The 23,507-nt window shown below is 69.2% G+C and carries 22 protein-coding genes, 1 pseudogene and 1 riboswitch; of the genes and pseudogenes, 10 read left to right on the top strand and 13 right to left on the bottom strand.

Going from position 1 to position 23,507, the window contains the following annotated elements:
* Positions 1-17: 17 nt before the first annotated feature.
* The 4 genes from MHN84_RS16615 to thiO all read right to left on the bottom strand — a co-directional run bounded on the left by MHN84_RS16615 (position 18) and on the right by thiO (position 2,764).
* Positions 18-800 (bottom strand): SGNH/GDSL hydrolase family protein, encoded by a 783-nt coding sequence (locus tag MHN84_RS16615; protein WP_308192954.1) that lies wholly within the window; start codon positions 798-800, stop codon positions 18-20.
* Entirely contained in the window at positions 797-1,558 is a 762-nt protein-coding gene (locus MHN84_RS16610; RefSeq protein ID WP_374238377.1) for a thiazole synthase, read from the bottom strand. The genes MHN84_RS16615 and MHN84_RS16610 overlap by 4 nt, the downstream gene beginning before the upstream one ends.
* The gene (gene thiS / locus MHN84_RS16605) at positions 1,551-1,748 is read right to left on the bottom strand and encodes a sulfur carrier protein ThiS (RefSeq protein ID WP_241205621.1); all 198 of its coding nucleotides are present in this window, start codon (positions 1,746-1,748) and stop codon (positions 1,551-1,553) included. Before thiS ends, MHN84_RS16610 begins: the two co-directional genes overlap by 8 nt.
* Positions 1,745-2,764, bottom strand: a complete 1,020-nt coding sequence (gene thiO, locus MHN84_RS16600) for a glycine oxidase ThiO (RefSeq protein WP_241205620.1) — start codon at positions 2,762-2,764, stop codon at positions 1,745-1,747. Before thiO ends, thiS begins: the two co-directional genes overlap by 4 nt.
* A riboswitch (TPP riboswitch) is annotated at positions 2,757-2,866 on the bottom strand. (Overlaps the previous gene by 8 nt.)
* Before the next feature lie 45 nt (positions 2,867-2,911).
* Between thiO and thiE the strand changes: the two genes are divergently transcribed.
* Positions 2,912-3,556, top strand: a complete 645-nt coding sequence (gene thiE / locus MHN84_RS16595) for a thiamine phosphate synthase (protein ID WP_241205619.1) — start codon at positions 2,912-2,914, stop codon at positions 3,554-3,556.
* Here thiE and MHN84_RS16590 read toward each other — a convergent pair.
* Positions 3,540-4,031, bottom strand: coding sequence for an NUDIX domain-containing protein (locus MHN84_RS16590; protein WP_241205618.1), 492 nt, complete (start codon positions 4,029-4,031; stop codon positions 3,540-3,542). The genes thiE and MHN84_RS16590 overlap by 17 nt on opposite strands.
* Before the next feature lie 156 nt (positions 4,032-4,187).
* On the opposite strand from MHN84_RS16590, the gene glnX reads away from it, so the two are divergent.
* From glnX to MHN84_RS16570, 4 genes are all read left to right on the top strand, one after another.
* On the top strand, positions 4,188-5,507 hold the full coding sequence (gene glnX, locus MHN84_RS16585; RefSeq protein WP_241205617.1) for a protein kinase G-activating protein GlnX: 1,320 nt from the start codon (positions 4,188-4,190) through the stop codon (positions 5,505-5,507).
* Positions 5,508-5,510: 3 nt separating this feature from the next.
* A complete protein-coding gene (locus MHN84_RS16580) occupies positions 5,511-6,473 on the top strand; it encodes a glutamate ABC transporter substrate-binding protein (protein ID WP_241205616.1) in 963 nt (320 codons plus the stop codon).
* Positions 6,473-8,785, top strand: coding sequence for a serine/threonine-protein kinase PknG (locus MHN84_RS16575; protein ID WP_241205615.1), 2,313 nt, complete (start codon positions 6,473-6,475; stop codon positions 8,783-8,785). Before MHN84_RS16580 ends, MHN84_RS16575 begins: the two co-directional genes overlap by 1 nt.
* Positions 8,786-8,966: 181 nt before the next feature.
* Positions 8,967-9,398: an STAS domain-containing protein gene (locus MHN84_RS16570; RefSeq protein WP_241205614.1), complete on the top strand. Its 432-nt coding sequence runs from the start codon at positions 8,967-8,969 to the stop codon at positions 9,396-9,398.
* Here MHN84_RS16570 and MHN84_RS16565 read toward each other — a convergent pair.
* Both MHN84_RS16565 and pta read right to left on the bottom strand, forming a co-directional pair.
* Positions 9,318-10,478: an acetate kinase gene (locus MHN84_RS16565; RefSeq protein ID WP_241205613.1), complete on the bottom strand. Its 1,161-nt coding sequence runs from the start codon at positions 10,476-10,478 to the stop codon at positions 9,318-9,320. The two genes, MHN84_RS16570 and MHN84_RS16565, sit on opposite strands and share 81 nt — an antisense overlap.
* Positions 10,478-12,559, bottom strand: coding sequence for a phosphate acetyltransferase (pta, locus tag MHN84_RS16560; RefSeq protein ID WP_241205653.1), 2,082 nt, complete (start codon positions 12,557-12,559; stop codon positions 10,478-10,480). Before pta ends, MHN84_RS16565 begins: the two co-directional genes overlap by 1 nt.
* 215 nt (positions 12,560-12,774) lie before the next feature.
* Here pta and MHN84_RS16555 point away from each other — a divergent pair, with 215 nt between their 5' ends.
* The 4 genes from MHN84_RS16555 to MHN84_RS16540 are packed head-to-tail and all read left to right on the top strand — an operon-like array spanning position 12,775 to position 19,238.
* The gene (locus MHN84_RS16555) at positions 12,775-14,205 is read left to right on the top strand and encodes a hypothetical protein (RefSeq protein ID WP_241205612.1); all 1,431 of its coding nucleotides are present in this window, start codon (positions 12,775-12,777) and stop codon (positions 14,203-14,205) included.
* On the top strand, positions 14,198-15,622 hold the full coding sequence (locus MHN84_RS16550) for a glycosyltransferase family 2 protein (RefSeq protein WP_241205611.1): 1,425 nt from the start codon (positions 14,198-14,200) through the stop codon (positions 15,620-15,622). Before MHN84_RS16555 ends, MHN84_RS16550 begins: the two co-directional genes overlap by 8 nt.
* Positions 15,619-17,586 (top strand): hypothetical protein, encoded by a 1,968-nt coding sequence (locus tag MHN84_RS16545; RefSeq protein WP_241205610.1) that lies wholly within the window; start codon positions 15,619-15,621, stop codon positions 17,584-17,586. The genes MHN84_RS16550 and MHN84_RS16545 overlap by 4 nt, the downstream gene beginning before the upstream one ends.
* Positions 17,583-19,238 (top strand): hypothetical protein, encoded by a 1,656-nt coding sequence (locus MHN84_RS16540; protein WP_241205609.1) that lies wholly within the window; start codon positions 17,583-17,585, stop codon positions 19,236-19,238. Before MHN84_RS16545 ends, MHN84_RS16540 begins: the two co-directional genes overlap by 4 nt.
* On the opposite strand, the gene MHN84_RS16535 is transcribed toward MHN84_RS16540, so the two are convergent.
* Together MHN84_RS16535 and fgd are read right to left on the bottom strand one after the other, a co-directional pair.
* Positions 19,184-20,152 carry an endonuclease/exonuclease/phosphatase family protein gene (locus tag MHN84_RS16535; RefSeq protein WP_241205608.1) on the bottom strand — a complete coding sequence of 323 codons (969 nt, stop codon included), beginning with the start codon at positions 20,150-20,152 and terminating at the stop codon, positions 19,184-19,186. The two genes, MHN84_RS16540 and MHN84_RS16535, sit on opposite strands and share 55 nt — an antisense overlap.
* Positions 20,149-21,159, bottom strand: coding sequence for a glucose-6-phosphate dehydrogenase (coenzyme-F420) (gene fgd, locus MHN84_RS16530; protein WP_241205607.1), 1,011 nt, complete (start codon positions 21,157-21,159; stop codon positions 20,149-20,151). The genes MHN84_RS16535 and fgd overlap by 4 nt, the downstream gene beginning before the upstream one ends.
* Before the next feature lie 23 nt (positions 21,160-21,182).
* On the opposite strand from fgd, the gene MHN84_RS16525 reads away from it, so the two are divergent.
* The gene (locus tag MHN84_RS16525) at positions 21,183-21,923 is read left to right on the top strand and encodes an MBL fold metallo-hydrolase (protein ID WP_241205606.1); all 741 of its coding nucleotides are present in this window, start codon (positions 21,183-21,185) and stop codon (positions 21,921-21,923) included.
* Here MHN84_RS16525 and MHN84_RS16520 read toward each other — a convergent pair.
* The 4 genes and pseudogenes from MHN84_RS16520 to MHN84_RS16505 all read right to left on the bottom strand — a co-directional run bounded on the left by MHN84_RS16520 (position 21,905) and on the right by MHN84_RS16505 (position 23,447).
* Positions 21,905-22,195, bottom strand: coding sequence for a hypothetical protein (locus tag MHN84_RS16520; protein ID WP_374238376.1), 291 nt, complete (start codon positions 22,193-22,195; stop codon positions 21,905-21,907). The genes MHN84_RS16525 and MHN84_RS16520 overlap by 19 nt on opposite strands.
* Positions 22,196-22,218: 23 nt before the next feature.
* Complete coding sequence (locus MHN84_RS16515; protein ID WP_241205651.1) at positions 22,219-22,713, bottom strand: GNAT family N-acetyltransferase; 495 nt, start codon at positions 22,711-22,713, stop codon at positions 22,219-22,221.
* A pseudogene (locus tag MHN84_RS16510) lies at positions 22,693-23,121 on the bottom strand (SRPBCC domain-containing protein); the annotation flags it as partial. The pseudogene MHN84_RS16510 and the gene MHN84_RS16515, both read right to left, overlap by 21 nt.
* On the bottom strand, positions 23,118-23,447 hold the full coding sequence (locus MHN84_RS16505; protein ID WP_241205605.1) for a helix-turn-helix transcriptional regulator: 330 nt from the start codon (positions 23,445-23,447) through the stop codon (positions 23,118-23,120). The gene MHN84_RS16505 and the pseudogene MHN84_RS16510, both read right to left, overlap by 4 nt.
* Positions 23,448-23,507: the final 60 nt, after the last annotated feature.

Genomic DNA, 23,507 nt, shown 5'->3' with positions numbered 1-23,507 from the left:
ATGTCAACAGCAGACTGTCAACGCAGGGTGTCGACGATGAGGTTCGCGACGGCACGCATGCCGGCCTCGTTCGGATGCAGCGGCGCCGGCCTACGCGGCACCGGCCAGCCGAACCGTGTGGTCCACGGATCCGCCGACCACGCATGATGCTCACGGCTGGCGGCACCGGCCCGCACCAGCCCACATCCGGTGGCTGCGGCGGCCTCGGCGGTCAACCGCTCCAGCTCACCGGCGACGTGGCGGCCCAGCGTCACGTCCTGATCATCCAGAGGCGGGGCGGCGTCACCGGCGGGCGGCAGGAGCGTCAGGTAGTCGACGAACAGCACCGTCGCCGCGGGGGCTCGCTGTCGCACCGATCGGCCCACATCCACGAGCGCGGCGCCGACGGCGTCGAGCGCGAGGTACCGCTCGGCCGGGTTCAGCAGATGCCGGAGCTTGCCGCCCAGCAGCGGAATCGCGCGCGTCGCACGGGGCAGGCCGGCCGCGAAGAGCATCGGCACGTAGCCCACGTCGTTGCCGCCGATCGTGATCGTGACCAGCGCTTCGGACCCGTCGAGCGCCGCGATCTGCGGTGGCGCACCCCGCTGGGACTCCGTCAGGATGTGCTCGGTCGTCGCTCCCGAATAGGTGACGTCGACGAGGTCGGCGAGGTCACAGCCACGGGCTTCGGCGACCAGATGCGCGTAGTTGCGTGCCGAGCGGCCGGCGGCGCGCGGCGAGCCGGGCACCCTGGGCGAGATGCCGGGCCCTGCGGCCATCGAAGAGCCCAGCGCCACGTACCTCGTGGCCGTGGTTGTCACAGCGCGGGGCTCGAGGCCTGCGCCCAGAACCGCTTCGGGATGCGGCCGGCGCGCCGCGCCAGGTAACCGGCCTGCACCGCCGCCGACATCGCCGACGCCATCATCGCCGGATCCGCAGCCCGGGTGACCGCCGTCGCCAACAGCACGGCGTCACACCCCAACTCCATGGCCAGCGTGGCGTCGCTGGCCGTCCCGATGCCCGCGTCGAGGATCACCGGGACCGAGGCGCGGTCGACGATCATCTCGATGTGGTGCGGGTTGGCGATCCCCAGCCCGGTCCCGATCGGCGACCCCAGCGGCATCACCGCGGCACAGCCGGTGTCCTCCAGCCGGCGCGCCAGCACCGGATCGTCGTTGGTGTAGGGCAGCACGATGAAGCCGTCGTCGACCAATTGCTCTGCCGCCCTGACCAATTCGATGGCATCGGGGAGCAGGGTCCGCTCGTCGGCGATCACCTCGAGCTTGACCCAGTCGGTCTGCAGTGCCTCCCGGGCCAGCTGCGCGGTCATCACCGCCTCGGCGGCGCCGCGACAGCCCGCGGTGTTCGGCAACGGCGTGATGCCGAGCCGGGTGAGCAGATCGAGCACTCCCGTGCCGCCGTCGGCGTCGACCCGGCGCATCGCGACCGTGGTCAGCTCCGTTCCCGACGCCACGAGCGCGTCCTCGAGGACCGCGAGATTGGCCGCCCCGCCGGTGCCCAGAACCAGCCGCGAGCCGAACTCGCGGCCCGCGATGGTCAGCTTTCCCGTATCAACCACCCTGCACCGCCGTCACCACGTCGATCTTCGCTCCCTCGCTCAGTTCGATGTCCCACTGCGACCGCGGGATCACCGCCCAGTCCACGGCCACCGCAATGCCCTTCTCCGGGTAGCCCAAACGATCCAGCAGCGCAGCGACGGTGACCTGACCGTCGATCTCCACCGCTTTGTCGTTGACCGTCAGCTTCACGTCGTGACTCCTTCCCGCACACGCAGTTCGGCGGCGATCGTGTCGGCGGTCCACGGCGCGAGCAGGAAGCCCGATCTACCGTGGCCGGCGGCCACCAGGGTCCGGTCGTCGAGCCTCTCGACGATCGGCACGTTGTCCTCGGTCATCGGTCGCAGGCCCGCCGCGCACTCGGCGAGCTCGTACTCGCCCAGCGCCGGCATCACCTCGCAGGCGTCGTCGAGCAGTTCCCGCACACCGGTCACCGTCGGCGCGGTGTCGCGTCCGTGCTCGTACTGGGTGGCACCCACCACCACGCCGTCGGCGCGGGGAACCAGGTAGACCTGCCGGCCGTGCACGCGGGCGCGCACCACCCGCGACGGGATCGGCAGACAACCGCGCCGCCAGCGCAACCGCAGCACCTCGCCCTTGACCGGCCGGATCGGCAGACCCGGCCACAGCGTGGGCGCGTCGATGCCGTTGGCGATCACGACCGTGTCGGCGTCGCCCACCTCGGAAAGGGAAGTGACCGGCGTCGCCCACTCGACACCGAGGCGTTCGCAGTGCGCGGCCAGCCCGTCGACCACGGCCCGGTTGTCCACCGCGAGTTCGGTTTCGGCGATGAACCCGTGCCGAATCGTCTGCGCCAGAAGGGGCTCGATGTCACGAGCGGAGGTGGTCGGCGTGACGGGGTGCCCCTGCGCCGACAGCCATTCCCCGACCGTGCGCAGGTCGGCGGCATCACCACGATCGACCGCGACGACGAGGGACTCCCGCGCGGTGACGACCTCGGGCGGCAGACCGTCGAGGAAGCCGTCGCGCCAGAGTGCGAGGGAGGTGAGGCCGATCTGGAGCAGCCGCTCCTCGCCGGGCCAGCCCTCACTGTGCGGGGCGAGCATCCCGCCGGCCACCCAGGAGGCGCCCGGGGTGCCGGTCCGGTGCACGCGCACCCGCCAGCCGTCCTGGGCGGCGCGGCGTGCGATCGCCAGGCCGATGACGCCGCCGCCGATGACGGCGAGCCGGTTCAGGTGCGGGTTCACTGCTGCTACTCCCTTCGCCGGCATGACCCGGATCAGGTGCGACGGTCAGAGCCGGCGGGCTCACTCTCAGTCCCCGTACCCGGGACTCCCGTGTGGACGGTCTTGTCGCCGTCCAGCCTACGTCGCGCGGACGCTACGGTTCGCAGTGTGCGTGACGCCCACCTCTACCTGTGCACCGACGCCCGCCGAGAGCGCGGCGATCTCGCCGAGTTCGCCGACGCCGCACTGGCCGGCGGGGTCGACATCATCCAGCTGCGCGACAAGGGATCGCCGGGGGAACGGCAATTCGGTCCGCTGGAAGCCCGCGACGAACTCGCGGCCCTGGAGGTGCTCGCCGACGCCGCACGACGCCACGGCGCGCTGGTCGCGGTCAACGATCGCGCCGACGTCGCGTACGCGGCGCACGCCGACGTGCTGCACCTCGGTCAAGACGACCTGCCGCTGCCGATGGCCCGGCACATCTTCTCCGGGACCCTCGGGCGCTCCACGCACGACCTCGACCAGGTGCGGGCGGCGCTCGACGAACCCGTCGACTATTTCTGTGTGGGCCCCTGCTGGCCGACACCGACCAAGCCCGGCCGGCCGGCGCCCGGGCTCGACCTGGTGCGCGCGACCGCCGCGCTGAATCCCGACAAGCCGTGGTTCGCGATCGGCGGCATCGACGCCGACCGGCTGCCCGAGGTCCTCGACGCGGGGGCACGCCGCATCGTCGTCGTGCGCGCCATCACCGCCGCCGACGATCCGCGGGCTGCGGCCGCGCAGTTGAAAGCGGCGCTCAGCGCGGCGGGTTGACGAGCGGCGGAATACCGGCGGCGACCTCCCGCAGCCGGTTCCAGCTGGCTGCGAACCCGGGGTGCAGCGGCAGGTCGGCCACCTCGTCCTCGGCCACCCAGCGCAGCTCGGCGCTCTCCCGGTTCGGCACGGTCTCGAGGACCGCTTCGGCGTCGGCGATCACGGTCGTGTAGGTCCATCCGGACACCTCGGCCGTGACCACGGTCGTACGGACCACCACCTGCTCGGCGGGCAGACCCGCTTCTTCGTGCGCCTCACGGATCGCGGCCTGCTCGGCGGTCTCGTGGCTGTCGCGGGCGCCTCCCGGCAGTCCCCACGTCCCGCCCTGATGACTCCACGGCGCACGGTGCTGCAGCAGCACCGCCAGCGATCCGTCCGAGAGCGGGGCCCGCAGGAGCAGACCGGCGGCGCCGTGCCTGCCCCAGTAGGCGGTCCCGCCGGCCGATACCACCCACCCGTCACCGTCACCTCGCACCCGTCCAGCTTAAGGAACCCGATGACATCGGGGGCGAGTCGCGACCTCGAATACGCACGCGCCGGACCCGAATCTCTTAGAATTCCCTCAGAGATTTGGCACCGATAGAATCTTCACCGTCGTTGAGATCGAGACCGGGATGAGGTCCGCGCACACGTGACTGTCGAGTTGGCGCATCCGTCGACCGAGCCTCTTGCCTCGCGGTCACCGACGGTCACGGCTCACCCGCGGTGGTGGTTCCTGTGGACCACACCGGGCCGCATCCTGACCATCGGCCTGATCCTCGCCGCCCTCGTCATCGCCAGCGCCTTCGCCACGTCGACCACCATCAACGACCGCCAGCAGGCGCTCACCACGGTGCTGAACCGGACAGAACCGCTGGCCTTCGCCGCAGGCCAGCTCTACACCACGCTGTCGGTCGCCGACGCCGCCGCCGCCACCGCATTCATCGCCGGAGCGGAACCGCGGGCCGTGCGGCAACGCTACGAGCAGGCCATCACCGACGCCTCGGTGGCCGTCGCGCGGGCATCCAGCGGGCTCACCGACGAACCGCTGGTGCAGCTGCTCGGCCGCATCAACGCCCGGCTGGCCGTCTACACCGGGCTGGTCGAGACCGCACGCACCAACAACCGGGCGGGCAACCCCGTCGGGTCGTCCTATCTGTCCGAGGCGTCCTCGCTGATGCAGCAGCAGATCCTGCCCGACGCCCAGCGGCTCTACGAACAGACCTCGGCACGCGTCGACGCCGAGACCACCGCGTCGACCCGCATCCCCGGCCCCGTCATCCTGATCGTCGTCGGCACGCTGCTGTTCGGGGCGTTCGCCAACCGGTGGCTGGCCAAACGCACACGCCGCCGGGTGAACATCGGCTTCGTGGCCGGCGGGATGGCGGTGCTGATCATGCTGATCTGGGTGGGGACGGCGCTGATCATCTCGACCTCCGACAGCCGCAGCGCCAAGGAGACGGCGGCCGAGTCCCTCAAGACCGTCACCACGCTCGCGATCACCGCCCAGCAGGCCCGCGCCGACGAGACACTGTCGCTGATCCGGCGCGGCGACGAGAACGTCCGCAAGCAGTCCTACTACCAGCGCATCGACCAGATGAAGCAGCAGCTCACCCGCTATCTGAGCACGGACAACTCCATCGACAAGACGAACCTGGCCGACGCAGGGGCGTTGCTCGACCGGTGGCGTGCCGCCGACGATCGCATCACCGCCTACATCGCCGTCGGCAACTACCAGGCCGCGACACAGGTCGCCCTCGGTATCGGCGAGGACGATGCGACGCCCGCCTTCGACAAACTCGACGAGGCCTTGACCAACGGCATCGAGCAGAGCCGGGCCCAACTGCGCAACGAGATCGTCAACGCGCGCCGGGTGCTCTCCGGGGCCACGGTCGGCGCCGCGGTGCTGTCGGTGATGGCGGCGATCGCGGTGGCCCTGGGCATCTGGCCGCGACTGAGCGAGTACCGGTAGACCATGAAGAGACTGGCAGCGATTCTCGGGGCGGGTGCCGTGCTGCTCGCCGGCTGCGGGCAGAGTGCGCCGGTGGTGCCGACGCCGACGGTCACGCTCGCCCCGCCGTCCCCGTCGGGGATGGTCGAGCTGCCACCCGGGCCGGCCCAGCCGCCGTCGCTGCCCGACGACCAGTGCGATCGCACGGCGAGCCTGCGTCCGTTCGACACCGAGGCCGAGGCCGAGGCCGCGGTGGCCAACATCAAGGCCCGCGGCCGGTTGATCGTCGGCCTGGACATCGGCAGCAACCTGTTCAGCTTCCGCGACCCGATCACCGGCGAGATCACCGGCTTCGACGTCGACATCGCCGGGGAGATCGCCCGCGACATCTTCGGCACCCCCTCGCAGGTCGAGTACCGCATCCTGTCCTCCGCCGACCGGATCGCGGCGCTGCGCAACAACGAGGTGGACGTCGTGGTCAAGACGATGACGATCACCTGCGAGCGCAAGAAGCTGGTCAACTTCTCCACCGCGTATCTCTCCGCCGACCAGCGCATCCTGGCTCCGCGCGACTCGACGATCCGCAGGGCGGCCGACCTCTCGGGCAAGCGGGTGTGCGTCGCCAAGGGCACGACGTCGCTGCAGCGCATCCAGGAGATCTCGCCACCGCCGATCATCGTCGGCGTGGTGACGTGGGCGGACTGCCTGGTGGCGCTGCAGCAACGCCAGGTCGACGCGGTGAGCACCGACAACTCGATCCTGGCCGGGCTGGTGTCCCAGGATCCGTACCTGCACATCGTCGGACCCTCGATGAACCAGGAGCCCTACGGCATCGGAATCAGCCTCGACAACCCAGGCCTGGTGCGATTCGTCAACGGGACGCTGGAACGCATCCGGCGTGACGGCACGTGGAACACGTTGTACCGCAAGTGGTTGACCGTACTGGGACCCGCACCCTCCCCACCGCCGGCGAGGTACTCGGACTGATGACAGACCAGCGCACCGACGACACCGACGACAACGCCGAGGACCCCGGCACCCAGCCCGCCTCGTTCGCCGATCTGGCCGAGCTGAACGACGATTCGATCTCGACGATGCGGCCGATGGCCACCCAGGCGGTGTTCCGGCCCGACTTCGACGACGACGATGACGACGACACCTTTTTCCACACCGGGGACACCGAACCGCAGGATCAGGCGACGACGCTGACGCGGACCCTCTCCCCCACCCGGCGCCTCGGCGGCGGTCTGGTCGAGATCCCGCGGGTTCCGGCGCGAGATCCGTTGGCCGCCTTGATGACCGACCCGGTGGTCGCCGAATCCAAACGGTTCTGCTGGAACTGCGGCCGACCGGTGGGACGCTCGTCGAAGGACGGCAAGGCGCTGTCGGAGGGCTGGTGCCCGCACTGCGGCAGCGCGTATTCGTTCCTGCCCCAGCTGTCGGCCGGCGACATCGTCGCCGACCAGTACGAGATCAAGGGGTGCATCGCACACGGCGGCCTGGGCTGGGTGTACCTCGCCTTCGACAAGAACGTCAACGACCGGCCGGTGGTGTTGAAGGGCCTGGTGCATTCCGGCGATGCCGAAGCCCAGGCGATCGCGATGGCCGAGCGTCAATTCCTGGCGCAGGTCACCCATCCCGGCATCGTGAAGATCTACAACTTCGTCGAGCACGAGGACAAGCACGGCAATCCGGTCGGCTACATCGTGATGGAGTACGTCGGCGGCACCTCGCTCAAGCAGGCCACCCATCTGAAGTCCAGCGAGCGGACCCGGCTGCCCGTGGCCGAGGCGATCGGCTTCATGCTCGAGATCCTGCCCGCGCTGGGCTATCTGCACTCGATCGGTCTGGTCTACAACGACCTCAAGCCCGAGAACATCATGGTCACCGAAGACCAGCTCAAGCTGATCGACCTGGGCGCGGTGTCGCGCATCAACTCGTTCGGATACCTGTACGGCACACCGGGTTACCAGGCTCCCGAGATCGTCCGGACCGGACCCACGGTGGCCACCGACATCTACACGGTGGGCCGCACGCTGGCCGCGCTGACACTGCGGATGCGCACCCGCAAAGGCCGATACGCCGACGGGCTGCCCGAGGACGACCCGGTGCTCGCCGAGTACGACTCGTTCGGCCGGTTGCTGCGCCGTGCGATCGATCCCGATCCGCGGCGACGGTTCGGCACCGCCGAGGAGATGTCCAGCCAGCTGATGGGTGTGCTGCGCGAGGTGGTGGCCCAGGACACCGGGTTGCCGCGGCCGGGTCTGTCCACCACCTTCAGCCGGTCCCGGTCGACGTTCGGGGTGGATCTGCTGGTCGCCCACACCGACGTCTACCTCGACGGGCAGGTGCACTCGGAAAAGCTGACCGCCCAGGAGATCGTGCGGGCGCTGCAGGTGCCGCTCGTCGACCCCACCGACGTCGGCGCCACCATCCTGAGCGCGACGGTGCTCAGTCAGCCCGTGCAGACACTGGATTCGCTACGGGCGGCGCGGCACGGCGCACTGGATTCCGAGGGGATCGACCTGTCGCAGTCGATCGAGCTGCCGCTGATGGAGGTGCGCGCACTGTTGGACCTCGGCGACGTCGCCAAGGCCACCCGCAAACTCGACGAGCTCGCCGAACGAGTCGGCTGGCGGTGGCGACTGCTCTGGTTCCGTGCGGTCGCCTCCCTGCTGACCGCCGACTACGACTCGGCGACCAAATATTTCACCGAGGTGCTGGACACCCTGCCTGGCGAGCTCGCCCCCAAGCTGGCGCTCGCGGCCACCGCCGAGCTCGCCGGCTCGGCCGGTGAAATGGCCCCCGAGCAGAAGTTCTACAAGACCGTGTGGGGCACCGACAACGGCGTGATCTCCGCCGGGTTCGGGTTGGCGCGGGCCCAGTCGGCAGTCGGCGAACGCGACGCCGCGGTCCGCACCCTCGACGAGGTACCCGCCACGTCACGGCATTTCACGACGGCGCGGCTGACCAGCGCGGTGACGCTGCTGTCGGGCCGGTCCAGCGGCGAGATCACCGAACAGCACATCCGCGACGCCGCCCGCCGGGTCGAGGCGCTCCCCGACACCGAGCCCCGGGTACTGCAGATCCGCGCGCTGGTGCTGGGCACCGCGATGGACTGGCTGGCCGACCACACCGCGAGCACCAACCACATCCTCGGGTTCCCGTTCACCGAGCACGGCCTGCAGCTGGGGGTGGAGGCCTCACTGCGCAGTCTCGCCCGGGTGGCGCCGACGCAGGCGCACCGCTACGCGCTGATCGACCTCGCCAACAGTGTGCGGCCCATGTCGACGTTCTGACGACGAAATCCGTAGCCTTAGCGTCTATACCTTTACCGGCGATCGAGGGCGGGGCCCTGCCACCTCGGTGAATTGCGGCGAGATTATGGTCAACCTACGAAATCCGTAGTATCGTCAGCGCCACGCTTTGAGACCTAGGGCTGTCCCCCACATTCCGGCATCCTCGCCCAGGGAGGCTCGCATGAGCACACAGCGCGTGTTCCGACCGGACCCGACGTCGTTCGATCTACGCGAGGAACAGCACCGTGCGACGTTCTCGGCGTGCGAACTGCCGCCCTACACCGTGCTCGTCACCATCCACGGCGAGATCGACGCCGCCAACGCCACGGCTCTGGCCCTCTACATCGAGAAACGACTGGGCCAGTCGCGCAAGCTGATCCTCGACCTGCAGACCGTGGAGTTCTTCGGCGCAGCCGGGTTCGCCGCGCTGACCCACATCGACGTGCTGTGCAGCCGGGCCGGGGTGCGCTGGTCGTTGCTCGCCGGCTCACACGTGCTCCGGCTCCTGCGTATCTGCGATCCGGACCGTGAGCTACCCGTCGCCGCCGGCTCCGCCAAGTACGTCCGTGCACGCCCGCGCGATCGCAAGCTCCTCGTCGGTCGGGATCACTAGCACCGTCGTCGCCGCGCCCGCCGCCGAAATCCGTCGCGGCGCGCGAGACGGGCTCTCGTTGAGATGCTCGTCGACCTCGATGCCGAACGCCGTCAACCCCGACAGCGCGTCACGTCGCACGAGCGCGTCGTTCTCCCCCACCCCGGCGGTGAACGTGATGACATCGGCAGCACCGAGGACCGCCAGGTACGCGCCGATGTACTTGCGCAGTCGATGGATGTAGACGTCGTAGGCCAGCCGTGCCGCATCGTCACCGGCGTCGATCCGCCGGTGCAGCTCCCGGAAGTCGATCTCCCCACCCAGGCCGCGCACACCGGACCGGCGGTTGAGCATGGTCTCGACGTCCTCCACGCTCATCCCCGCCTCGCGGACCAGATAGGTGAGGATGCCGGGGTCCACATCTCCCGAGCGGGTGCCCATCACCAGGCCTTCCATCGGGGTCAGCCCCATCGACGTCTCGACCGGCCTGCCGCCGACGATCGCCGACGCCGACGCGCCGTTGCCCAGGTGCAGCACGATCTGGCGCAGCGAATCCAGCGGGGCGCCGAGGTAGCGGGCAGCCTGCTCGCTGACGTACTGATGCGAGGTGCCGTGGAAGCCGTAGCGGCGGATGCGCCACTGCTGGGCCACCTCGCTGTCGATCGCGTAGGTGGCCGCCGCGGGGGGGAGATCGTGGAAGAACGAGGTGTCGAACACCGCGACGTGCGGCAGGTCGGGCAGGGCTGCGCGCGCGACCTCGATACCGAGGAGGGCGGGCGGGTTGTGCAGGGGTGCGAGAGGCGAAAGGCGTTCCAACTGTTCGATGGTGTCGTCGTCGATGACGGTCGGCCGGTACAGGTCGGGCCCGCCGTGCACGACCCGGTGACCCACCGCCACCAGGCCGAGCTCGTCGAGCTTGCGACCGTCACCGGAGAGCGCCTCGTGAACCACGTCGAGCGCGGCGCGGTGATCGGGCACCTTCGGGTCGTCGCCGATGCGCTCGACGATTCCGTCGGCGACCGTCGATCCGGAATCCGGCTGCACCACCGAGTATTTCAGCGAGGACGAGCCGGAATTGAGGACCAGGACGGTATCAGTCATCAGCTGCGCCCCTGCGCCTGGATCGCTGTGATCGCGACCGTGTTGACGATGTCCGCGACGAGCGCACCGCGGGACAGGTCGTTGACGGGCTTGTTCAACCCCTGCAGCACCGGACCGATCGCGATCGCACCGGCGCTGCGCTGTACCGCCTTGTAGGTGTTGTTTCCGGTGTTGAGATCCGGGAAGATCAGCACGGTCGCGCGCCCGGCGACCGGCGAGTCGGGCATCTTGGTGGCCGCGACCGACGGCTCGACCGCCGCGTCGTACTGGATCGGCCCTTCCACGAGTAGCTCGGGGTCCCGCGCTCGGACCAATTCCGTTGCCTTCCTGACTTTCTCGACGTCCACTCCGCTGCCGGAGGTGCCGGTGGAGTAGGACAGCATCGCCACCCGCGGCTCGATCCCGAACTGGGCGGCGGTGCGCGCCGAGGACAGCGCGATGTCGGCGAGCTGCTCGTCGGTGGGATCGGGCACGATCGCGCAGTCGCCGTAGGCGAGCACCTGGTCGGCCAGGCACATGAAGAAGATGCTCGACACCGTGGAGGTGTCCGGCAGCGTCTTGATGATCTCGAACGCCGGCCGCACCGTGTGCGCTGTCGTGTGCCGGGCGCCGGACACCATGCCGTCGACCATGTCGTTGTGCACCAGCATGGTGCCGAAATAGGAGACGTCGTGCATGGTTTCGCGGGCCTGCTCGACGGTGACCCCCTTGTGCTTGCGCATCTCGGCGTACTGTTCGGCGAACCGGTCGCACAGCTCACTGCGCTGCGGATCGAGGATGTCGGCGGCGCCGAGGTCCACGCCCAGCTCGGCCGCCCGGGCGCGCACCTGCTGCTCCTCGCCGAGGATCGTCAGGTCCGCGACGTTGCGTTTGAGCAGCCGCCCGGCCGCCTGCAGGATGCGGTCGTCGTCTCCTTCCGGGAGCACGATACGGCGCCGGTCGCTGCGCGCCTTCTCGAGCAGCTGGTGGGTGAACATCTGCGGGGTGATCACCGACGGTATCTGGATGGTCAAGCGGGACAACAGGTCTGCGGTGTCGACGTAGGTGTCCATCAGGGCCAGCGCCGTGTCGACCTTGCGAGGCGATTCCGTGGTCACGCGACCGCGGGTCGCCGCGACCCGGCTCGCGGTCTCGAAGGTGCCGAACCGTGTCTGCAGGATCGGCACCCGCAGCCCGAGCCCGCTGACCAACGCATCGATGGCTGGGTGCAGTGGCAGCCCGCCGTTGAGGATCACGCACGACAACGACGGAAACCCCTCGGCGGCATGGGCGCTGAGGACAGCCAGCACCACGTCGGAGCGATCACCGGGGGTGATCACCGCGACGCCTTCGGTCAGCCGTTCCAGGACGTGCTCGGCGGTCATTCCCGCGACCAGCACGTCCTCCGCCTCCCGCACCAGCAGCGCGCGGTCGCCCTTGACCACGGAACCCTCGACGGCAGTTTGCAATTCGGCCACCGAGGGGGCCACCAGCAGCGGCTCCTCGGGCAGCACATAGCTCGGCGGGTCGAGGGCGGCGAGTGCGTCGGCGACCGCGCCGAGCTGGGCGGGATCGCACCGGTTGACCACCACGGCGGCGGTGTGCGCGTGCTGCGCGGCGATCTCGTCGATGCACAGCTCGGCGACCTGGGCGATTTGTTCGGGGGTGCGACCGAGCCCTTTGACGGCCAGCACGACCGGGGCGCCGAGGTTGGCGGCGATGCGCGCGTTGGTCGAGAGCTCGCTGGGGGTGGCGACGTCGGTGTAGTCACTGCCGACGATCAGCACCGCGTCACAGTTGTCGGCGACGTGGTGGAACCGGTCGACAATGTCGGCCAGCGCGCCGTCGGGGTCGTCGTGCAGCTGCTCGTAGCTGACCCCGACACATTCCTCGTAGGGCAGCTCGGCCGTGGTGTGGGTCAGCAGCAGCTCGAGGATGTAGTCGCGGCCCTCGCTGATGCGAGTGATCGGCCGGAAGACCCCGACGCGGGCGACGGTCGCGGCGAGCCGGTGCAGGACGCCCAGCGCGATGGTCGATTTTCCGGTGTCCCCTTCGGGCGAGGCGACGTAGATCGCGGTGGCGGTCGCAGAGGCGTCAGGCACATCGAAAGCCTGCCCGATGCGGCCCACGATGGCCAGCGCCACGCATTACGGAACCGTGAGGATCGAATTTACTCGACAGTAAGTTGTCTGAGTTTGCTGAACATGGTTCACTGCGTACAACGTGCTGACAGCCGCGTTAATTAGCTTTTTGAGATACATCGCTGAAATCGCACGTGTCGACGTTTTTCCGACAGAGCTCGTCATCAGGGGGTCCCATGTCCGTTCTGGATCTGCCCGGCACGGCGGTTCCGGCAGCGCTGCCCGGCACGGGTGAGATCGTCACCGGGGCCATTCGGTTGAGCCCGTTCGCGGTCCGCATGTTCGCCGCCACCGCACTCGCTGCGCCGGGTTGGGCGCCTCTCTACCTGGGCGCATTCCGGGATCTCCCCCACGAATCGCGCTGTGCGTATCTGCTGGTCGTCCCCGTGCTGCTCGCCGTGCTCGCGTACGGCTACCGGACCCCGCCCTGCGGCGTCGGCGACGCCGAGTCGGACTGGATCATCGCAGTCCTCCTCGGCGTCGCCGGCGTTGCAGGGATCGCGGTCCTCGCCGAGCGGCTGCCCACCCTGGCCGGGCTGTGGCGACTGCCCGCGCTCACTGGCGTGATCTGGTCGGTGTGTGTGCTGACGGTGCTGTTCGGGGTGCGGCACGTGGTGCGGATGTGGGCCGTGTGGGTGTTCGCGCTGGCCACTGCCACCCCGCTGCCGTTCCTCCTGCTCACCGCGGAGTTCGGCGGCAGCGATCACGCAGCGGTCATCGTGTCCGCGGGGATCGGCGCCGTAGCGGTGGCGATCGGGACCCCGGGGACACCGTGGCGGCGGCGGACGCTCGGCATGCTGACCTGCCTGTGCCTCGGCGTGGTGATCGCGGGGGTGACGCCGCACAGCCATCTGATCGCCGCCACCGTTCTGGTCACCGGCGTCGCACCGGCCCTGGCCATCCTGGCGCTCCGGCGCACCCAGCGGATCGCCACCGTCGAGTTTCCGCTTCCTGCGCGGTCTGCCCGGACCATGGCGATCCTGGCGCTGCTGGCCGCGCTGCTGCCGCTGCTCGCGGTGCCGACCACGCCGGCACGTGCGGCCGGTTCGACGGTCGACCCCGACTGGATCGAGCACACCGCCTGGGGATCGCCACGCGACTTCGGCTTCATCACCCGCTACCTGGGTCCCGGCAGCACGCTGCGGCGCTACTCGATGCTCCCGGTGGACGGGCTGCCCGCCGCCGCCGTCGACGTGATGAGCACACCCGACACCGCCACGCTGCACGACGTGGCCGACGCGGTCTGGTATCCGTCGGCCCGCCCCCTGGATTACCGCCCCGCAACACATCCCCTGCCCGACGGGGCACAGATCCTGCACAGCAACGCCGATGCCGTCACCACCGGCGTCGACGCCCCCTGGTACGCGGTGACGTGGACCTGGACCAGCGGGACGTTGCACCAACGGATCACCGTGATCGTCAGTCAGTCGTTGAGCGGGACGATCCCGCCCCCGGCTCCCGCTCCCCTGTCCCTGCCCGACACCTCGGTGCGCCCGCTGCTGTGGCTCGCGCGCCAACAGCCCGACGACAGCGGCGGAATCGACGAGCTGGTACAGATGCGAGCCCGCGCCGTCATCGACCAGGTGACCGCAGCGGCCCATGTCTGATCACCCTGTGGAAACCATGCTGGCGGCGCACCTGTCCGCCCGCACGCTGCTCGGCCGCCGCACCCTGGTACGCGCCGGTCTGGCGACCGTACCCGTCGTGGCCGCGATGCTCTGCTGGCCGCACGTCATCCTGCCGGCGGTGACCGGACTGGTGGCACTGCTGTACCTGATGTCCAGCCTGGATCGAAACATCCTTCTGCTCAGGGGACTTCACGCGTCGGCTCTGATCCGCATCGACGCCGCCGAGGCGCTGGCGATCCCGGACGAGGACCTGCCCGTCTACACCGTGCTGCTGCCGGTCTACGACGAACCCTCGATCGTGACCAACCTGATCAACGGTGTCGGCAAGCTCGACTATCCGGCCGACCGGCTCGAGATCCTGCTGCTGGTCGAGGAAGACGACATCGCAACGCAAACCGCACTTCTGGATGCGGATCTGACCTCGGTGCGGGTGGTGATCGTTCCGCACAGCCTGCCCAAGACCAAACCCAAAGCCTGCAACTACGGCATGTCCCTGCCGGATCTGCGCGGAGAACTGCTCACCATCTACGACGCGGAAGACATCCCCGATCCGCTGCAATTGCGTCGCGCAGCAGCAGCTTTCCGGAGTCTGCCGAACGACATCGGATGCCTGCAGGCGCGGCTGGGCTACTTCAACGAACGACAGAATCTGCTCACCCGGTTCTTCTCGCTCGAATACGACCAGTGGTTCGGCGTGGTGTTGCCCGCGGTCGAGCAGGCTCGCTGCGTGGTGCCTCTAGGTGGGACGTCGAACCACATGCGCGCCTCGGTCTGGCGGGAGATCGGTGGCTGGGACGAGTTCAACGTGACCGAGGACGCCGACCTCGGCGTGCGGCTGGCGCGGCATGGCTACCGCACACTGATCCTGGATTCGATCACGTTGGAAGAGGCCAACTCCGATGTCGTGAACTGGATCCGGCAACGGTCCCGCTGGTACAAGGGCTACCTGCAGACGATGCTCGTGGCGTTGCGTGACCCCATCGGACTGCACCGCACGATCGGCACCAAGGCCACCCTGCGCCTGATCAACATGACCGGAGGCGTCCCGCTCACGAGCGCGGTGAACATCGTCTTCTGGTTCGCGCTGCTGGTCTGGGTGCTGGGCCGCCCCCCGTTCATCGAGGTGCTGTTCCCACCGGTCACCTACTACGTGTGCCTGACGCTGTTCCTCGTCGGCTCTCCGCTGTCGGTCTACTCCGGGGTGATCGTCACGCGGGCGCTCGGCAAACCGCACCTCACCTGGGCCGCGCTGCTGACCCCGCTCTACTGGGTGCTGCAGTCGATCGCAGCGCTGAAAGCGATCTACCAGTTGGTGTTTCGGCCGTCCTTCTGGGAGAAGACGGTGCACGGACTGAGCAATCCCCATTCCATCCCCACGGAAGGCTCCCCCCGATGATGCTCGAGCTCCCTCGACAGCTCGCCCGCCTCGCCACTGCCCTGGCGGTGACGGCCGCCATCGCCGTGCTGCCCGGCGTCACGCCGGCCCTCGCACCCGCCTGGGCCGACCCGTACGTCGAGGCCGTGGCCGGACCGTCGGTGACCCCGGCCATCGGCTGGGCACAGCTCGGACTCTCCGACCGGATGGACATCGTCGGCGCGAATGTTCCCGCCGACACGTCGGTTCCGGTGCCCGCCGGGGTGGTTCCGAGCGTCCTCACCGGCGAGGTGGGCTCCATCGTCAACGTCACCGACGGGCGCGTCGACGTGCTCGACGGCCGCGGAGTGGTCCTCGGTACCATCGCCCTGCCGGCGGGCGCCATCAGTGTTCCGTTCACGATCGACACCTCGGCCGCGCAGGTGGTCGACGGGCGGGCGAGGCTGAGCTTCGTCGTCCGCGACGCCGGACCCGTCGCGACAGCGTGCACGCAACCGCCCGCGATAACGTTGAGCCGCTTGGCCACGACGTTCTCCGGGCCCGCTCCGGATCCCACCACCGTCGCCGGCTTCCTGCCGGGCTACCTCGATCACGTGGTGATCCGCGTCGACCGCACCCCCTCCCCCGCCGTCGCCCAGGCCGCGCTCGACCTTGTCGCCAAGCTCACCCGGCTCTACCGGCCGATGCCGGTCCGCATCGACGTGACAACCGGCGAAGAGCCCGGTGTCGTCTCGCTGCAGTCCCTGTCGGGCACCACCCGGGTGATCGACATCCGTGACGGCGGCCGTCCCGCCGTCACGGTGGAGAACCCGGGCACACCGGCAGCCGTCCTCGCGATCACGGGCACCGGTGAGCAGCTCGCCACGCAGGTCAGCCTGTTCACCGACCGTCGAATCGGCCTGGCGCAGGGGAACTCGGCGACGCTCGTGTCGAGTCGGGAACCCACCGATGTGTCCACGACCATGAAGACGTTCGGCCAGTTGGGCATTTCCGCACAGACCTCAGTGGCCGGAACCACCACCCTCTACACCGGTTTCGACGCCGCCGCGTTCGGCGTCGGCGCGATCAACGGCGCCACGGTGCACCTGAAAGCGCACTACACCCCGGTCGTCGGCGGGGAGGGATCCGTGCTGGTGCGTTCGGGAGAGACCGTCCTGGCCACGCACAGCCTCGACGGCTCCGGCACCCTCGACATCACCGGTGAGATCCCGGCCGAATCGATCGCCTCCAATGTGGGTCTGGCCATGGAACTGCGCTACATTCCCCGCCAGGACTGCCCGCCGCTGAGCGATCGCGTCACGTTCTCGATCGATCCTCAGTCCACCGTGACGGTCCGGCCGGGCGCGGGCAATCGCGGTGGCTTCGCCGCCCTGCCGATGGCGTTCACACCGGACTTCGAGGTCGCGATCGACAGCCCGGAGCACCTGCGCTATGCCGCCGCCGCGCTGAACCTGATCGCTCAGCAGACACAGATCACGTTGCGGCCCAGAGTGGCTCACCTGTCCGACGCGGCAGCGTCGGGGTCGAGCGCGCTCGTGGTGAGCGGCGGACGCGAGCTGGCCGACGCCGGTCTACATCCGCCGCTGCTGCCTGGCATGGCCGAGACTGTCGACGTCGGCGGCGCCGAGTCATCGGCGGCCGCCACACTGGTGGATCTGCACGCGCCACTGGGCATGGTCCAGGCGTTCACCGACAGCGGCCGAGCGGTGGTCGCCGTCACCGGCACGGGTGACTGGACGCTGGTCGACGCCACGCTCGATCATGTGCGCGGTCTGCCGGACCGGTGGGGATCACTGGCCGGCGACGTGGTCGCCACCGGGATCGCCGGCGAGACGGTGACACTCTCGGTGAACGAAGGGGATGCCATGCCTCACCAACCCGCGCCGGGCGCCGGATGGCACTGGTGGGCCTGGGCGAGCATCGCCGCCGTCGGTGCCGCTGCGGTGGCCGCCGGGGCGACAGTGCTGATCCGCCGCCGCGCGTGACCCCGTCGCGCCGGTGGCCCGGCGTCGCGCTCTTCGGCGCGCTCTGCCTTCTCTACACCGTCGTCGGATCCATCCTGGTGTTGCGGTACAACATCTTCGAGCCCGACGCACCGAACCGAGTGGCCAACGCCGGCTTCGCGCTGCAATCCCGGCATCCCCACCTGTCGGCGATCGGCTTCGTGTGGAACCCCCTGCCCAGCCTGGTGGAACTCCCGCTCGTGTGGCTCAGCCAGTGGCCCGGGTTGTCCGCGCTGAAGCATGCAGGTCTGGCCGGCGTGCTCCAGAGCGCGCTGTTCATGTCGGGTGCGGCACTGATGATCCGGCGAATCGCATTCGACGTCGGGGCGTCCACGCTCCTGCGGCGCGTGGCCACCGCGGGATTCGCGCTGCATCCGGTGATCGTCATCTACGGCGCGTCGGGGTTGAGCGAGGCGGCGCAGATGTTCTGTCTGCTGTGGTGCGTTCGCTACCTGATGCGCTGGTACACCACCCGGTGGGTGGGCGATCTCGGATGGGCCGGAATGGCATTGGGAGTCGGGTATCTCGCGCGCTACGAGGTGATCCCGGCGGCCGCTGCGGCCGTCGCGATGGTCGCGGTGCTGACGTGGCGGCGATCCGCGCGTGAGACGCGGTGGTCGGCCACGGTGACCGACGTCGTGATCGTCGCCTTCCCGGTCGTGACAGCGTTTTTCGTGTGGGCGGTCACGGGCTGGATCATCAACGACGAGTTCTTCGCCACGATGTCCTCGCAGTACGGCAATGCCAGTCAGGTCGCGGGCCGGCTCGCCCGCGGCACCGTCGACGCGGGAGCGCAGTGGTCGGTGGTGGCCTCCCGGCTGTTCGGCATGCAGCCGCTGGTCGGGGTTGCCGTCGCGGTGGCCGTGGTCGTCGCCGTGGCATGTCGGCGGACGGCACCGTTGGTGCCGGTCGTCGTGTTCGGTGCCACGCTCACGTTTGCAGCTGTGGCACAGCACGAGTCGATGACGTTCGGCTGGTTCCGTTTCTACCTGCTGGCCATCCCGCTGGTGATCTGCGTCGGACTGGCGTGCTGGCAGAAGCGAACCGCTGTGCGGGCGGCGGCCGCCGCGCTGGTGGCCGCCTCGGTGGTGGTGGCCATACCGGTGACCACGCCGTTGATCGTGGATCAGGACATCGCCTACGGTCAGCTGGAAGCGGGCTTCGCATCGCTGATCGATCCCGAGACCCACCCGCCGAGCGAGGACCCTGCTCGGCGTCGGCTCCTCAGCGAGCGGCGCCTGGCGCAGTGGTTCGACGACAAGGACCTGCCGGAGGGCTCGGTGTTGATGGACACGTTCCTCACCTGGGGCATCTGGCTGTCCTCCGAGCATCCGAAGCAGTTCGTGATCACCAGTGACTACGATTTCGTCGCCGCACTGAATCGACCGTGGGACTTCGGGATTCGGTACATCGTCGCCACCAACCCGAAGCGCAACGTCCCCGATGCGCTGAACCGCCGCTACCCGTCGCTCTGGGATGACGGCGCCGGCATCGCGGCGCTCGGGTACACCACCGACGGCCCCACCTCCGACGAGATGTTCCGGGTGTACCGGACCACGGGCCGCCCGGTGCCGCCCGCTCAGCTCGACGTCATGTCGACCGGCACGCTCACAGTGGCCACCAGCCCGAGGTGATCGCTGCCCGCCACGTCCACCGTCGACACCGCCGTCGCGTCGGCGTTCTTCGTCAGGATGTGGTCGATGCCGAGAAGCGGTGGGAAGAAACGATTCTGCGGATACGTCCGAAGCAGGCCACTCCCGGCGACCGCGTTGGCGTATCCGCCGGTGAGCAACGCCCGGAACGGCGCCATGTCCGCGGTGGCGTTGAAGTCGCCGCCGACGATCACCGCGCCTGCCCCGGCCGTGCGGCCGATCTCCGCCATTGTGGCGGGCAGCCGGGTGATATCGCCGCGCCAGTGGCTGATGTCCTGCGGCCACGGCGCAGCCAGGTGCACCGACAGCACGGTCGCGTCGACGGTCACGCCGGGGATGCGCACGCGGGTGCCGATCATCGGCAGCGAGTACCCGTCGATCCGCCCGGAGTCGACGATCGGGTAGCGACTCCAGATCCCGATGCCGGAGGCCAGCTCGGCGGGCACGATCACCCGGTAGGGGAACACGGTGTCCATACCTGCGGTGGACAGCCCGGCGGCCGCCTGCGGCGTCATCTCCTGCACCGTCACGATGTCGGCGCGTTCACCGGCCAGGGCGACGAACGCACGCGGATCCGCCTGCCCCATCGCCAGATTGGTGGTGAGTACGCGGACATCGACGCCCTGCTGCACCGGCGGGGTGGCAGGCCGATACCGCGGTACGTACACCAGAACCGCGGCCGCGGCGGTCACCGCGACGGCCAGGATGACCAGCACCCATCGCCGGCCGACCAGCAACAGCAGGGCAGAGACAGGCGCCGCGAGCAAAAGGTAGGGCGACGCCGCCGCGACGATCAACAGCGGTTGATTGGGCAGCGGAAGGTAACGGGCGGCCATGCCGGCCGCGGCGACGGCGAGGCCCAGCAGGCCGAACACCGCCGCGAGGACGCGGATCATCCCAGGCGGCGCAACCGCGGTTCGAGATCGCGCTGGAACAGTTCCAGGAAACGCTTCTGGTCGTGTCCGGGAGCGTGGAACACCAGATGGTTGAGGCCCCAGTCCACGTAGTCTTTGACCTTCTCGACGGCCTCGTCCGGGTCGGAGGCGACGATCCAGCGCTTGGCGACCTGCTCGATCGGCAGCTCGTCGGCCGCCTTCTCCATCTCCATCGGATCGTCGATGGAGTGCTTCTGCTCCGCGGTCAGCGACAGCGGCGCCCAGAAGCGGGTGTTCTCCAGCGCCAGTTCGGGATCTGTGTCGTAGGAGATCTTGATCTCGATCATGCGGTCGACGTCCTCGGGGTTCTTGTCCGCGGCCTCGGCACCTTCGCGCATCGCGGGGATCAGCTTCTCCTTGTAGAGCTCCTCGCCCTTGCCCGAGGTGCAGATGAAGCCGTCACCGGCGCGGCCCGCGTACTTGGCCACCTGCGGTCCGCCCGCGGCGATGTAGATCGGGATGCCGCCCTCGGGGACGTCGTAGATCGAGGCGCCCTTGGTCTTGTAGTACTCGCCGTCGAAATCCACCCGATCGCCGAGCCACAGTTCCCGCATCAGGCGGACCGACTCGCGCAGCCGCGCATAGCGCTCCTTGAACTCCGGCCATTCGCCCTCGTAGCCGGTGGCGATCTCGTTGAGGGCCTCGCCGGTGCCGACGCCGAGGAAGATCCGATCGGGGTACAGGCAGCCCATCGTCGCGAAAGCCTGCGCGATGACGGCGGGGTTGTAGCGGAATGTCGGGGTGAGCACCGACGTGCCGAGCACCAGCCGCTTCGTCCGCTCACCGACGGCCGTCATCCAGGCCAGCGAGAACGGGGCGTGCCCGCCTTCGTGGCGCCACGGCTGAAAGTGGTCGCTGACGGTGGCGCTGTCCATGCCGTGTTCCTCGGCCAGCACCGCGAGTTCGACGAGTTCGCGGGGCGCGAACTGCTCCGCCGACGCCTTGTAGCCCAGTTTCAGTTCAGCCATACCTATGTTTCTACACTCGCGACATGACCCTGGCTGTCGCGGCCGTCACCGACCGCGTGCACTTCGCCCAAACCGATCTCGTGAACTGGACGCTGGTGGCCGGCGACGGTGGGGTGATCCTGATCGACGCGGGCTATCCGGGCGACCGCGACGACGTCCTGAGGTCGTTGGCCGGACTCGGTTTCGGGCCGTCCGATGTGCGGGCGATCCTGCTGACGCACGCCCATGTCGATCACCTCGGCTCTGCGATCTGGTTCGCCCGCGAGCACGGCACGCCGGTGTTCTGCGACGGCCCGGAGGTGGGGCACGTCCGGCGCGAGTACCTCGAGCAGGCGTCGCCACGGGATGTCCTCGCCCGGGCCTGGCGTCCGGCGTACCTGCTCTGGTCGTTGGCGCTCGTGCGCAACGGCGGCTTGACCCACGAGGGCATTCCGACGGCGCAACCGCTCACCGAGGAGGTGGCGGCCGGGCTGCCGGGAACGCCGCAGGTGATCGCGACGCCCGGACACACGGGCGGGCACTGCTCGTATCTGGTGGATGGCGTGCTTGTCAGCGGCGACGCGTTGGTGACCGATCATCCGGTGGCACCGCGCCCCGGTCCGCAGCTGCTGCCGTCGCTGTTCAACCACGACGAGCAGGCGTGCCGGCGCAGCCTCGACGTGCTGTCGGGAGTGCAGTCGGAGGTGCTGCTGCCCGGTCACGGCCCGGTGTGGCGGGGTCCCATCGCAGAGGCGGCGCGGGCTGCTCAAGCCAGGGTGTCGTAGCCCAACAGGAAGATGGCGGTCAGAGCCAGGCCGCAGGCGAGGACGATCGCGGGCATCAGGATCATCGTGTCGAGCTCGTCGTCGTTGAGCACGTCGTCGTCGAAGCGGCCGAACAGCACCCGGGCGATGCCGGTGCGGCGGAACACGTGAACCATCCGCTGGACACCCGCGGAGTGCCGACGACGCCCGACGAAGACTCGGGAGAGCCCGCCGAAGACGAACGTCAGCGCAGCAGCGGCCAGCATCAACCAGCCCACGGTCGCCTGCGACACATCGGCAAGCCTATAGGGCGCTCCTAGGAGAGATCTTTGAGAAAGGCCACCGCGTACGACTCACCGTCATAGGGCAGTGGCTCGTCCAGCCGGGTGTACCCCATCGAGTGATACAGCGCTTCCGCCTCGGGTTGGCGGTCCCCGGTGGTGAGGTACACGCGGGTGTAACCGCGCGCCGCGATGGCCGATTCGAGCTGGGCCATCAGCGTTTTGGCATGGCCGCGTCGGCGATGGCGACTGTCGGTCCAGATCCGTTTGAGCTCGGCGGTGGCGTCGTCGAAACGGCGGAACGCACCGCCGGTCACGGGACGTCCGTCGAGCAGCCCGATCAGCAGGCCGCCCGACGGTGGCTCGAACTCGGCGTGCGGATAGCTGCGCAGCCAGGCGTGGACACGATCGCGCTGGCCGCCGTAGCGGTCGGCGTACTCGACGGCCAGTTCGTCGATCAGCGGCGTGGCCAGCGGATCGTCCTGATTGACGGGGACGAAGCGCAACCGTCGGTTCACCCGCGACTGCAGCTGGTCCGCGGTGACGGCCCAGCCGTGGTCGTGGTCGTCGAACCCTTCGGCGGGAAGCAAGGTGTGCTCGATCGACATCAGGGTGTCGTGGGCACCGTGGGGCTCGAAGGTGACGTCGACGACGCTGGCGGCCGTCGGATCGGCCCAGCCCGAGTGGCTCCACGTGAATCTGAGGTGGCGGGGTCGGTCGACGACGAGGAACTGCCCGCAGATCAGGACCGAGTGGCCCCCGTCGTCGATGTCGAAGCGCACGCGTCCGCCGACGCGAGGGTCGACGGTGACGGCGACGCAGTGGGTCGGCCGGGGACACATCCAAGCCATCAGGGCGTCGGGGTCGAGCCATTCGTCGAAGACGTCCTCGGGGACAGCGGGCATCACGCGGCGCACCCGCACGACGGGTCCGGTCATCGGGTCTTGGCTTTCGCGCGGAGCCGCTCGGAGAGCGCGTCGGCGCGGGCGGACCAGAACTCGGCCTGCTCGTCGATCCACTGCCGGGCCGGCGAGAGTCCGTCGGAATCCAGCGAGAGCCAGTGTTCGCGGCCGCGGATCTCCCGGCGGACGAGCCCGGCGGACTCGAGGACGGCGACGTGCCGGGACACCCCGGCGAAGCTCATCGGAAGCGGCGCGGCCAGGTCGGTGATGCGCGCGTCGCCGTGTCGCAGGGCCTCGAGGAGCTGCCGCCGTGTCGGATCGGCGAGTGCGGCGTAGGCGCGATCGAGAAGATCTTCAACCACATTGTTGACTATAGCGACGGGTGATGGTGTGCTGACATTCAACTAGAGTGTTGAACGTTT

Source organism: Mycobacterium sp. PSTR-4-N (assembly GCF_022348085.1).
Classification (GTDB): domain Bacteria; phylum Actinomycetota; class Actinomycetes; order Mycobacteriales; family Mycobacteriaceae; genus Mycobacterium.
This window is presented reverse-complemented; position numbering and strand designations above follow the sequence as displayed.

Excerpts from the sequence above, each read along its gene's own strand:
- MHN84_RS16550 (WP_241205611.1), top strand. The coding sequence starts at position 14,198 with ATGTCTGATCACCCTGTGGAAACCATGCTGGCGGCGCACCTGTCCGCC.
- MHN84_RS16555 (WP_241205612.1), top strand. The coding sequence starts at position 12,775 with ATGTCCGTTCTGGATCTGCCCGGCACGGCGGTTCCGGCAGCGCTGCCC.
- MHN84_RS16570 (WP_241205614.1), top strand. The coding sequence starts at position 8,967 with ATGAGCACACAGCGCGTGTTCCGACCGGACCCGACGTCGTTCGATCTA.
- MHN84_RS16525 (WP_241205606.1), top strand. The coding sequence starts at position 21,183 with ATGACCCTGGCTGTCGCGGCCGTCACCGACCGCGTGCACTTCGCCCAA.
- fgd (WP_241205607.1), bottom strand. The coding sequence starts at position 21,159 with ATGGCTGAACTGAAACTGGGCTACAAGGCGTCGGCGGAGCAGTTCGCG.
- MHN84_RS16535 (WP_241205608.1), bottom strand. The coding sequence starts at position 20,152 with ATGATCCGCGTCCTCGCGGCGGTGTTCGGCCTGCTGGGCCTCGCCGTC.
- MHN84_RS16545 (WP_241205610.1), top strand. The coding sequence starts at position 15,619 with ATGATGCTCGAGCTCCCTCGACAGCTCGCCCGCCTCGCCACTGCCCTG.
- MHN84_RS16565 (WP_241205613.1), bottom strand. The coding sequence starts at position 10,478 with ATGACTGATACCGTCCTGGTCCTCAATTCCGGCTCGTCCTCGCTGAAA.
- MHN84_RS16580 (WP_241205616.1), top strand. The coding sequence starts at position 5,511 with ATGAAGAGACTGGCAGCGATTCTCGGGGCGGGTGCCGTGCTGCTCGCC.
- MHN84_RS16575 (WP_241205615.1), top strand. The coding sequence starts at position 6,473 with ATGACAGACCAGCGCACCGACGACACCGACGACAACGCCGAGGACCCC.